General features: G+C 37.1%; 15 protein-coding genes. 4 read left to right on the plus strand and 11 right to left on the minus strand.

Annotated features, from left to right (window positions below; genetic code table 11):
* Window positions 1–97: 97 nt before the first annotated feature.
* The 5 genes from ACNF42_RS07970 to ACNF42_RS07990 all read right to left on the minus strand — a co-directional run bounded on the left by ACNF42_RS07970 (window position 98) and on the right by ACNF42_RS07990 (window position 3,207).
* The gene (locus ACNF42_RS07970) at window positions 98–1,357 is read right to left on the minus strand and encodes a hypothetical protein (protein WP_443340229.1); all 1,260 of its coding nucleotides are present in this window, start codon (window positions 1,355–1,357) and stop codon (window positions 98–100) included.
* A 92-nt stretch (window positions 1,358–1,449) separates the two neighbouring features.
* On the minus strand, window positions 1,450–1,860 hold the full coding sequence (locus tag ACNF42_RS07975) for a hypothetical protein (protein WP_443340230.1): 411 nt from the start codon (window positions 1,858–1,860) through the stop codon (window positions 1,450–1,452).
* 347 nt (window positions 1,861–2,207) lie between these two features.
* Window positions 2,208–2,402, minus strand: a complete 195-nt coding sequence (locus ACNF42_RS07980) for a P-loop NTPase family protein (protein WP_443340231.1) — start codon at window positions 2,400–2,402, stop codon at window positions 2,208–2,210.
* Between the two features lie 64 nt (window positions 2,403–2,466).
* A complete protein-coding gene (locus tag ACNF42_RS07985; RefSeq protein ID WP_443340232.1) occupies window positions 2,467–2,637 on the minus strand; it encodes a hypothetical protein in 171 nt (56 codons plus the stop codon).
* 165 nt (window positions 2,638–2,802) lie between these two features.
* Window positions 2,803–3,207 (minus strand): hypothetical protein, encoded by a 405-nt coding sequence (locus ACNF42_RS07990; protein WP_443340233.1) that lies wholly within the window; start codon window positions 3,205–3,207, stop codon window positions 2,803–2,805.
* Between the two features lie 827 nt (window positions 3,208–4,034).
* On the opposite strand from ACNF42_RS07990, the gene ACNF42_RS07995 reads away from it, so the two are divergent.
* From ACNF42_RS07995 to ACNF42_RS08005, 3 genes are read left to right on the plus strand one after another with little or no spacing between them, the layout of a single operon-like run.
* The gene (locus tag ACNF42_RS07995) at window positions 4,035–4,250 is read left to right on the plus strand and encodes a hypothetical protein (protein WP_443340234.1); all 216 of its coding nucleotides are present in this window, start codon (window positions 4,035–4,037) and stop codon (window positions 4,248–4,250) included.
* The gene (locus tag ACNF42_RS08000) at window positions 4,251–4,958 is read left to right on the plus strand and encodes a transposase (RefSeq protein ID WP_443340235.1); all 708 of its coding nucleotides are present in this window, start codon (window positions 4,251–4,253) and stop codon (window positions 4,956–4,958) included.
* 48 nt (window positions 4,959–5,006) lie between these two features.
* On the plus strand, window positions 5,007–5,384 hold the full coding sequence (locus ACNF42_RS08005) for a hypothetical protein (RefSeq protein WP_443340236.1): 378 nt from the start codon (window positions 5,007–5,009) through the stop codon (window positions 5,382–5,384).
* 11 nt (window positions 5,385–5,395) lie between these two features.
* Here ACNF42_RS08005 and ACNF42_RS08010 read toward each other — a convergent pair whose 3' ends face one another.
* The 6 genes from ACNF42_RS08010 to ACNF42_RS08035 all read right to left on the minus strand — a co-directional run bounded on the left by ACNF42_RS08010 (window position 5,396) and on the right by ACNF42_RS08035 (window position 9,445).
* Window positions 5,396–7,132, minus strand: coding sequence for a hypothetical protein (locus tag ACNF42_RS08010; RefSeq protein WP_443340237.1), 1,737 nt, complete (start codon window positions 7,130–7,132; stop codon window positions 5,396–5,398).
* Window positions 7,133–7,367: 235 nt separating this feature from the next.
* The gene (locus ACNF42_RS08015; protein WP_443340238.1) at window positions 7,368–7,886 is read right to left on the minus strand and encodes a transposase; all 519 of its coding nucleotides are present in this window, start codon (window positions 7,884–7,886) and stop codon (window positions 7,368–7,370) included.
* Window positions 7,883–8,131: a hypothetical protein gene (locus tag ACNF42_RS08020; protein WP_443340239.1), complete on the minus strand. Its 249-nt coding sequence runs from the start codon at window positions 8,129–8,131 to the stop codon at window positions 7,883–7,885. Before ACNF42_RS08020 ends, ACNF42_RS08015 begins: the two co-directional genes overlap by 4 nt.
* Window positions 8,132–8,209: 78 nt before the next feature.
* Window positions 8,210–8,347 (minus strand): hypothetical protein, encoded by a 138-nt coding sequence (locus tag ACNF42_RS08025; RefSeq protein ID WP_443340240.1) that lies wholly within the window; start codon window positions 8,345–8,347, stop codon window positions 8,210–8,212.
* Between the two features lie 14 nt (window positions 8,348–8,361).
* Window positions 8,362–8,559, minus strand: a complete 198-nt coding sequence (locus tag ACNF42_RS08030; RefSeq protein WP_443340241.1) for a hypothetical protein — start codon at window positions 8,557–8,559, stop codon at window positions 8,362–8,364.
* A 580-nt stretch (window positions 8,560–9,139) separates the two neighbouring features.
* A complete protein-coding gene (locus tag ACNF42_RS08035) occupies window positions 9,140–9,445 on the minus strand; it encodes a hypothetical protein (RefSeq protein WP_443340242.1) in 306 nt (101 codons plus the stop codon).
* Window positions 9,446–9,678: 233 nt separating this feature from the next.
* On the opposite strand from ACNF42_RS08035, the gene ACNF42_RS08040 reads away from it, so the two are divergent.
* A partial coding sequence (locus ACNF42_RS08040; protein WP_443340243.1) for a transposase occupies window positions 9,679–9,927 on the plus strand: 249 nt, incomplete at its 3' end.

Genomic DNA, 9,927 nt, shown 5'->3' on the forward strand with positions numbered 1-9,927 from the left:
AGGGATCAATTCAAAGATAGCGCTCATAGAAAAGATGGCGTATGGATTCAGAAATAAGGAGCACCTGAAGACTTCCATATATTTCAGGTGCGGTAATCTACAGCTTTATCCATGAACCCACATGAAAGTCCGATGACCCTAAATTGTTTAGAGCATCTTCCAGTTTTCTCCACAAATTATCTTTTGTAAACCAGTTTTCTATTCTCTCCCTTTCATCGATGGGATCAAAGAGCAAATGATAAAATTTCTCTTTTGGTATTTCGTTCAAATTCTTTGAAAAATATTCAACTAAACTCCTTCTGCACATAAAATCTACTTCGACTCTTGGTGTATAAAAAATACCAAGATCCTTTCTATCATAAATTTCCTCAGCCACGTTTGCTAATGACTCGTATACATAACCTATCATTTGGGGATCGACCGCGACTTCTGATTCGAGAGGCATATCCTCCTTGATCGTAAAATTGTAGGATTCGAAAAACTCAAAGATGCTTTTAAACAATCTGTCACTAATCTGAACTTTTAGGTTGTCCAGTTCATTTTCTCTGAATAATCCCCCATTGAGGTATGGAACATTTGACATTACCTTTATCACTTCATCTGGTAAATTTATAATCTCATTCGCGCGATTATTGAATGCTTTTAGAAATATTTGTTTAAGCCATTTTTCATGGAACTCATTAGAATCAAATTTTCCGAGTTCCTTATAGGAAGACCATAACCATTCAATAAAATTTGGTTTTTCAAGCAACCTCTTTTTTGATATGAAATATATAAACATTATCCTGTTAAGAAACTGTAACGTAAATTCGTGGGATTCTTTACTTGGAATTTTTTGCTTATTCAGATTCTCTCGTAATTTGAAGAAAATTTCCCTATAACGTTCAAAGAATTCTTCGGTAACTCTTTCTACACTAAAGGTCTTTTTCCATTTTCTCCATATATCTCTCCAACCTGAATTTTCTTCATATGCCATATTTGCAAGCGTTTGGATAACACTGTAATAATTACTCTTGTTTTCTATGTCTTTTTTATCCAGAGTTAGTTTTGTTAACTTTAATTTATGTTTCCCAGCCTCTAACTTCTCTTTGTCTGGAAAGACAAAGGAAATTTCAGAATAATCTACCGTGAAGATAAGAAGATACTGCAGGTATTGTTTATCAAATGTGTTCGTTACGGATCTCACAAATGATGGATGTAAAGTTGTTGTTTCTAAAAGGAATACAGAGAGGTTTTTGTCAAAACTCAAAATTGAGAATATCTCTTTGATCCTTTCTTCATCCTCCTTTCTGAAGTCAAATTCGTTTTTTTTCCTCTTTGAAGATTTATTTAAAACAATAGTTTCCGGGTAACCCAATATATTAAAAAAATCAAATATATCTTTTGAAGATTTAATCTTAATTACGTGTTGATAAATTTTTTCACGCAAAATAGCCTCATTAATCATCGTTATAGCCTCTTTCTTAGTTCCGCAGATACTATTGATTCTTCTGATAATAATATTTGTGATTCCGTGGTATAATGTCTTTCAATCTTTTTCTTTATCAAAGTGGTTACTCTAAGGTTCTGTAAATAGTTTACGCTTTGAAAGAATGTTGATTTGTTCATTCCTTTGAGAAGTAGGTTGTTGTTATTGGATACTTCTGCGTAAGCCTTGTTGGTATCCTGATTCTTTATCAGCGATGCAAGTATTAAAAGATCCCTGTCACCAAGATTTCTAAGGGTTTTGACTTCAACTTCTATGTAAGCCTTTATTATAGCATTTCTTAGATCTTCATTTCTCCATTTATTGTTCCTGCCAAGAATTTCCAATGCTTTTATTCCTATTCCGGTATCGCTCCTGTAATCCCGTACTAACATAGCAGACAATTAACCTATGGCCTCTTTGCTGTAATTATAAAGGCCTTCCTCGGAGCTTATTTCCAGTATCTCCTTCGTCTCATTTGCGGTGTATTCGTGGAATACTATATGATCAGGCTATAGCGAGCTCTTCACGCTCTCATCGTTCATATCCTTTCACCAGTAGACCTTCTGCGTTAAAAGAAGTAGGTTTGCGTTGGTGTGTCTGGTTATATGATAAAGAATATCATGGTCCTGCAATAAATCTACTTCGTCCATAATAACTAAGGGTCTTCCAGATCATAGTGAATCGAATCTTTTTTCACTTCATAGATATTATGGCCTCTGCTTGATATCCTTGTCATCGTTCAGTATATTTTTACTGATGTTGAGATCTCTCCTGCATTAACATAATAGTATGAAATGGATTTACTGCCCTTCAGTGCCATTGCCATTGTCAATGCACTAAGCATCTTATCTGACCCATTAGAACCGTAAATGATTATATGTCTTGGCATATTCAAGTTCACATATTCCGCCAAATCGTTCATAACTTTATCCAATTCGCTCCTTATCAGTGTCTTATCAGATTTTTAGCCGATAACTAATAAGAGAGCGTTTGTTATGTTACTTGTCTCCTTTGCTCTCTGCTATGTCAAGTGCCGTTGAGAAATATGCCCTTAAAACGTATGGCCCCATTTTCATTCCTGCTCCGTGTATGGCAATCCTTATATTCCTTGTAAAAAGCGTCGTCGTTAGGAAGGTCTTCCTCTTTATGCCTCTTACATCAAACTGCAAAAGCGGTAAAGCATATATTAGTTCCTCTCCCTGCTTCGTTCTCTCTTCAAGGTATTCCTTTATGTATGTTGCGCCCTCCCTGCCTATGAATGAGAAATACTAATTACTTCATTTGCTAGGATTGCTCCTCACTATTACAGTTAAAGGCATCATGTCGAATTGTATCTAATCGGATAATTTTAACTCCGTTAAATCTCCCAGTATTAAGACGTAAGTCCCCTCATAATCGCCAAGTGATCCCAGCCTTAATCCTGAAAATGCCATCAAAGCGATGATAACCCTTCCACGAGAGGTTACTTTTCTCAATATCCTTGCTAACTCTTCTTTGCTCGTAACCCTTTTATTTGCCATTGTTGGAGTTTCATTCTGTCCGGATGTGTTAGCGGCTAACTGCAAACGGATACCATTACACTTCAGCCAGGATAAGACAACCTTCTTGAACCTCGCCATGTATGATCCCAACTTGCCTTTACTCTCTGTTTCCCTTACAAAATCTGCAAATTCATAGCGGAAATTCTTTTCGATGTTTCTTGCCTTTTCAATTATCTGCTTCGGCGTTGTTTTTGTCAATTCGCAATAGTGGCACAGTTTTATCAATGCTACTATGCCATTAATATTGATGTTTCCCTTAAAGTTTCAAACAATTTTCATACATCATCAAGACGAAGATCCTGATACTTGGACTGAATGGTCGTGAAAGCATAATGAGTAAAGGCATCAAAAGGATTCGATCAATAAATTAAATGGACCGGTCGGAATTTGATTAAAGTTTTAGGCAATACTAATAAATTAACAAAGATAAATGTTCTCTGCAATGAAGCAGAAGAAAAGTTGCTGGAGATAATTTTATATATTTCCAAGGTATATAGCTGTGTAAAAGCTCACAAAGTAAAAGAATAAATATATGAGCTCAGAAAGAATAAAAGGTGAGAAAAATGAATGGTGGAGCTGGTGGAATAGCGGACCCGTAATGTATTGTGTTTCAAAATTAAATACGATTCTATATTTATTTTGTAGCTCATCACGGTTTTGTGTGGGTAGCTTTGGAAATTATACATGCTCTGAATTCCTATTAGATACGTTGGCGGTGGAAACAAGGAGTGTTTGCACATGGATTTTCGGCTCTTTATTAGAGATTTTATATTCGCTGTAGTATTCTCATTCTTATTGCTCCATGAACTTACACAAAAGTCCGATGATCCATTTTTCTATTAAACTCTAACTCTGGCACTTTTGCATAATATATATTCACTTTCCCCTTATTTTCTGTGTTTTACAGAAAGAGTTTTATACTTACAGATTAGGCATATGCATAATATGACTAACCACAAAACAAAAAATGATTATCCAGATTGGGTGTTGAAATATTGGATCGCAGGCACTAGGCATGAGGAGGGGTGATCATTAACTATCTTTACAGGGTAAGCAGTAAATGGAATCCTGAAAAGAAGAGATCACAGATGAAAACTGGAGAGTATCTGGGAAGGATAACACCAGATGGTTTCATTAAACCGAAGGCAAAGCGCATCGTTAAACTTTGCAGCCAGATAGCCGTGAAGGAATACGGTGCATCATTTCTCGTGAATCACATATCAGGCGACATGATCAAATAGTTGAAGAAACACTTTCTACAGTGGAAGGAGATATTCATATTCTCCATGATGAGACCCATACATGTGTCACCACTAAAAAATGTTGAATTCCACTATTCAACATCCTATATTTCTGAAACGATTCCTGATGCCCATGTGTCCACTGAATCACTTTCAAATATGCTGAAGGAGATCGGAATGGATCGAAAATCGGTGACAGAGTTCATGAAAGATTTCATGAAGGATGACAGGTATCTGGCTGTGGACCTCACCCATGTGCTTTCCATGAGCGAGAATATAATATCTGCAACTCTTGGGCATAACTTAATGGAAGAATACCTTCCTCAGGTACAGGTTCTCTTTCTCTTCTCTCTGGATCATGACGTGCCGGAATATTTCCGCATGCTTTCTGGATCAATTAACAGCGCTGCATCCCTGAAGACAAAAATGGAAGAGGCAGGAAGAAAGAACATTGTTCTATTTGCAGACACAGGATTCTATTCCAGGTCCAATAGGGAAGCACTGTCATCCATGGGCATATATTTCATTATGCCCCTGAGGATGAACTCCAGACTCATAGGTTATACAATTTCCATGGAGAAACATTTCATGTTCCAGGATGATCCCATATTCTATTCCCGGTACATAAGTGATGATTTGACAATGTTTACGTTCAGGAATGATTTCATCAAGGCCGAGGAGGAGAAGGATTATCTCAGGAGACATTAGAAAGGATCAGAAACGGCATTCAGCAAACTGAGGGAGAGGATGGGCACAATGTCAGTTATTACAGACCTGAAGGTTTCAGGGGACATTGTGTATGATATGCTAAAATCCCGCACTGACATTGAACAGTCATATGACACTTTCAAGAACACCATACATGCTGAAAGGACATACATGAGGGATGATCTGCATCTTCAGGGATGGATGTTCATCAACTTCATAGCACTAATGATGTATTACCGGATCTATGGCACGCTGAGAAAGATGGACCTTCTCAGTCGCTATTCACCGGAGGACGTAATGAGGCATTTTGATCGCATCCATATGCTCAGAATAGGGGATCAGTGGAAACTGTCAGAAATACCTAAGAAATCAAGAATGATAATTGAGAAGCTTGAGATACCTATTATGCAAAATAGCGGGAGTTAGAGATTAAAGAGTTAAAGGAGTTTTAGTATTGAAAGTATTATCAGGGTAATTGTTAATGCTATTAGTACCCAAGTAAGTCTACTTACGTCCCCACTTAATTTAATTTGGGCTCGACTTAAATCAATTAGGCTTTGGGTATGAACTATGACTCTCATATTTGATGCTTTCTCCCTGAGTCTTTCGAATTCTACATCGATCCCGAGTAGTTTTTTTACCTGTTTGAATTGCTGCCTGTATGAATAGGCCCACGTCCTAATTTCTAGATCATAGAAGTCATCTAAGTCCCTAAGCATATCACTTTCGAGTCTTGATAAGATATCAGAAAAGGGAGCACTTCGTTCTAAGGTGTAGTAATAATCATTTTTAATGGAAATTAAGATAGAGAGCGATTGAATTAGTCGCATGTACCAAGATAAACCCCACTTTATAGATCTTTTAGGGAATTTCTCTGCATAGCTAAATAGGAAGACAACGGTTACGTCCTCAAAAGGATTGTAAAAAACTTTAACTGAATTGTCAAGAAAATGTGGTTCATTTACTGTAAGGGATCGGAAATCAACAACATCAAGTTCAGAATTAGAATTTAAATTGTGATTCGGGGCAACTAAATCGTTTAACAGCGCTCTAAGATGATCACTTGCTATAAATTCTTTGTAAAATTTGGTAATATCATTTATTAATGCCTTCTCCAATGAACCATCATCTACAACTAAGAGTTTAGAGTACTGGAAAGAATCGTTTAATCTGTTAGCGATTAGGGACCATTTATTTTCGTCGAATTCTTTTGAGTTAATTGCGAATATAAGCAAGGCAATTATTTTAAATAGATGTCTAAGTGGCATTTCTCCTTTGATTTCTTCCTCAATGTCTTTTTTCTTTTTAGATAGGTTTTCAAAGGTTGAGGATGTAAGAATATCCTTAATAAAATCTCTTAACGGCGAGTCCTCAAGAATTATCTTGGTTTCATCTAGTGTCATTTCATGCATCTCTTCGAAGTCCATATTTCGTCTGTCTTCTGCATTCTCTGTCGTAGGAATATTTATCAATGAAATAGAAACCGTCCTACTGAAAATACCCTGCGCTTGTCCTGATTTTCTTCTAATTGATACATATGGAATCGCTATAAAATAGTCCCTACTTTGTTTTCCATCATGAGATGATTTAGAAATCTTTGCTGGAGGTAAAAATATGTCATAAATCCTAAACAAATAAGAGTCAAGAAACATCTCCCACTGTCTAAGAGCAACAAGCAACATGACATCATAGGTTAACACATATAAATTGCGATATATTGCAAAATCCTTTATATTGAGGGGTTTTTCTCCATTATCAAATTTTGTCGAAACTAGAAACGTATTGAAAATATTTGAAGAATCTGATTCCTTCCTGTTTATTCTTAAAGTTCTTTCTGTCCACGGATCTTTCCAATTAACCGCTTCCCCCCACCCTGACGTAAAATCTAGAATTCGTGAGTAGGCATAGTCAAGCATATAACTACTGCGTTGTTCCTCCAAAAATATATTCCTTTCATTGGGTGGTTTGACTAATTTGTTCCCAAGCTGTGGCGTACGAGAAATTTTGTTGTTCGCTAATATTTCAGAGAATTCAAGTAAATTTTTCCTTTCGTACTGAAATCTTGATAATTCTAAGGGCATATCTAATGTAATAGCCCCACTTATTCCAATTATTCCATAGCAAGAAGGTGATTTGAAACGTAGCTGATTTTTTGCATCTCTGTCAGTAACCATTAATTAAAACTTAGCAGTTTCCAATATATAAATGGTTCTACCTGGCATTTTCCACATTCATGGCCAGTTTCTGGAACTTAATGTGACAATTCGTTTCTTAAGTCAGTATCTGTCATTTCAAATCCGTAGAAAATTCATGTAAAAGCTTATTTCTTGGAATGCTGATCTTAATATGCTCTTGAATGGAGGAGTAAGGGTCTTCCCCAGGGGGGGAAGACCGGCTGTTCAATTCCAGTTATACCTTATCTGGAAAATAGGGGTTTGCAGCTGTTCTGAAAGGAAGATCCATCCCATGCCTCTTTGCCCTTATCATGTCCGGAATTCCGGTACGGTAAGAAAGCATATCCTGTATCATTTCCAGAATGACATATGCTATCAGTGCGGAGAATATCTGAACCATTATTCCGTTGATCTTCCTGGATATCAGGTGATCAATCTTGAGATATGATTTCATCGTGCGGAAAAAGATCTCTATGTTCGACCTCTGCGAATATATCCAGGGGATGTATATGTCAGGAAGACCCATTATGTCTGTCAGGTAGTCTCTCTTCTCACCCTCAACTTCGAGCGATACAAGCCTCAGTGTCGTACCATTCCTGAATCTTATTACCTTTGAATGCGCATATTCCCTCTCCACCATGTATGATGCATTCTTCTTTATCCTTGTTACAAACCTTATGCCCTCTTCCTTGAGTTTCCCGAATCTTTCAGGATCATAATAGCCAAGATCGAATGTCAGTATCGATTGTTTCACGAGACCAGGTCGATGCTTCCAAGGATCTCATCGAATTCTGGTAAATCGTTCAGGTTAGCAGGCGTAATAAATGATTCCAGTGGAACCGTGAATGGAAAAACTACGGCAGACTGAAGCATCTTTATGCCGCTCTCCGTCTTCTGTCGTCTGTACTTACCGGATTCCTTTATCGCTGTACGGATAAAGGTGGAATCGATGCCTATTATGTTCAGGAATTTCCTGTACATCGCATAGTTATGCGCCATTATGTATGGATATATCAGATCGTAGAATAGTTCTACGAAGAGCTGGTAAGGTCTTCCGGTATCAAGCTTGGATATCTGCTACTTGCTCACATGATTGTCCATTGCGATGTCTGTGAGATCCTCATGGGATATTGCGGATGCACCAGAAGCATTGTGTGTTTCAGGAGATCTATCTTCTTTGAATACAGATCCACATCGCCTTTCAACGAATTTCATTTTTGAGAGCGTATCTATTCTCCTGTCAATCCACTCTTGTTGATCTGGTTCGAGGAGCGAATTATTTTCCTGGGAATACCTGATAGTGCTATGTATAGATCGCTTGCGAACGTGTGCTGGAATTTACGCTCCCTGTCCTGAATTGCTCTCAGAACCGCTTCCGCTCTCCTGTCTGGAGGATACTTATAATCCACTGAGGTATCAACAATCATAGATTTAAAACGGCATCTTCATCATAGCCTTTCCGTGGGTCAGATTGTATTTTAAGAAAGAATAAGGAATACAAGATTGTTTTACCTTCCTTTCATCTTCAATACTTATCCTATTTGATGAAATGGATAAAGCTACAAATGAGCGCTGTTTCCCACCACATAAGCCATGTCAAAAGGATATAGATAATTGGTTTCATCCTTTGGTAAATAAGCCATAATATTGATTATTAGAACAACAAAAGATACAGTAGTCACTAGGATTATGTAATATCTGTACCGATTCTAGTGTCTTTTTTCTAATCCTCTAGTCATTTTGTTGTTTCAAACAAAATATGCATTGAGGAGAAAATATGTTGCTACAATAACAGACAATGATACAATTACCGTTCCAAAGGATTTAATGTTGTGTGCCTAAATAACGATAAGAGACTCACAATACCTGAGATAAGAATACAATTCCAAAGGCCGAAGAAATACTGCTCTAATTCTTTGCTTTTCTGTATGCACTTAAGCCTCCCTGTATGATAAGTCTAACAATTGCTGCAATTACAAACAAAACACCTATTCCTACTGACCCTGCCTATACAATAGATGAGATCCTAAAGTTATAGGCAACAATTCCAAAGATGAAAATAGTTATTCCTGAAACGAGGCTCATCATACCCGTGCGGAAGAGCCAAGGGTATTCTTTGGTCAGTACGAAGATAACCGAAATACTGAAGAAAGCTATTGCAAATACAAGTGACAATGCCACCGGAATTGCAGATATGAAATGCCCATTATATTTGATCCTTTGAGAGAGGAATATAGAAAGATAGAGAAATATGATTCCAATAAGGTAAGCCGTAATTGCCCTGATCAGCTTTGGATTTGTTTCCTTATACATTTTACTGCCTTTGATCTACTTCCTGATCCTATTTACGAAATCTGAAACTTCCTTTCCCTTCTCCATCCTTTTCGCTTTCATCAAAGTGGAGCACGTTTATACTCTTTATTTTCTTAGCCCCAATATGATAATCAAATTCATATATATTGATTTTCTCAATAAGCCGAGAGGATTTCTAATAACCCCCTCATTAAACACCGTAACATTTATTCATGAAACACGCATGTTACAGTATGAGTGACCTGCTTGATCATGCGCTGAAGGAGAAATACAACTCAATGAAGATAAATGATCCATTGGTATTCATTAAGAATGCCATTGACTGGGATGCATTTACACTATTATTGAATGATCTGTATCACAATGATACAGATAATGGAGGAAGGCCAAACATACCTGTGAAAACCATGATCAAGGTACTGTTCTTACAGAGCATGTTCAACATGGTTGATGAGCAGGCTGAGATACTCATAAAAGATAGA

The organism is Cuniculiplasma thermophilum (assembly GCF_052315355.1).
Taxonomy (GTDB): domain Archaea; phylum Thermoplasmatota; class Thermoplasmata; order Thermoplasmatales; family Thermoplasmataceae; genus Cuniculiplasma.

Bases quoted from the DNA above. Each gene is read 5' to 3' on its own strand.
- ACNF42_RS08030 (WP_443340241.1), bottom strand. From the start codon at position 8,559: ATGATTGTTGATACCTCAGTGGATTATAAGTATCCTCCAGACAGGAGA.
- ACNF42_RS08020 (WP_443340239.1), bottom strand. From the start codon at position 8,131: ATGGCGCATAACTATGCGATGTACAGGAAATTCCTGAACATAATAGGC.
- ACNF42_RS08025 (WP_443340240.1), bottom strand. From the start codon at position 8,347: ATGAAATTCGTTGAAAGGCGATGTGGATCTGTATTCAAAGAAGATAGA.
- ACNF42_RS08005 (WP_443340236.1), top strand. From the start codon at position 5,007: ATGTCAGTTATTACAGACCTGAAGGTTTCAGGGGACATTGTGTATGAT.
- ACNF42_RS08010 (WP_443340237.1), bottom strand. From the start codon at position 7,132: ATGGTTACTGACAGAGATGCAAAAAATCAGCTACGTTTCAAATCACCT.
- ACNF42_RS08035 (WP_443340242.1), bottom strand. From the start codon at position 9,445: ATGTATAAGGAAACAAATCCAAAGCTGATCAGGGCAATTACGGCTTAC.
- ACNF42_RS07975 (WP_443340230.1), bottom strand. From the start codon at position 1,860: ATGTTAGTACGGGATTACAGGAGCGATACCGGAATAGGAATAAAAGCA.